Below are 514 nucleotides of genomic sequence, written 5' to 3'. Positions count from 1 at the left end.
CGACGTCCCCCCATTTTCAGTAGCACTGAGCTTTGGAGTCCGGGGTTAATTTAACGGGTTTTGCATCAGCCTTTGGGCATGGGCTGCCGGGGTCAGTCCGCCCAGGGACTTCTTCGGACGTTCCTCGTTGTATTCCCGGCGCCAAGCCTCGACGATCACACGGGCGTGTGCCAAGCTGGTGAACCAGTGCTCGTTGAGGCATTCTTCCCTGAAGCGGCCATTGAACGATTCGATGTAGGCGTTCTGGTTGGGCTTGCCCGGCTCGATGAGAAACAGCTGAACACCTCTGGCATGAGCCCAGTTCAGCATGGCCCGACCGCAGAACTCTTTCCCGTTATCTGTCCGAATCGCTTTGGGCAGTCCCCTTGTGGTGGCGATTTGATCCAGGATCCGCACCAACTGGTTGCCACCCATCGCCCGCTCGGTCACGATGGCCACCGCCTCGTGGGTTGCATCATCGACCACCGTCAGGTTCTTGATGCTGCGACCTTCGGCCGTTCGATCAAAGACAAAG

At 58.4% G+C, this 514-nt stretch carries 1 pseudogene; it reads right to left on the bottom strand.

The annotated features are described in order from the left end of the window. Nucleotides 1-514: pseudogene (locus AAHB17_RS24585) on the bottom strand (integrase core domain-containing protein); the annotation flags it as partial.

Origin of the sequence: Hydrogenophaga sp. OTU3427 (genome assembly GCF_038440225.1) — a bacterium.
Classification (GTDB): Bacteria; Pseudomonadota; Gammaproteobacteria; order Burkholderiales; family Burkholderiaceae_C; genus Hydrogenophaga.
The sequence above is the reverse complement of the archived record's forward strand: the minus strand, read 5'-3'. Positions and strand labels throughout refer to the sequence as shown.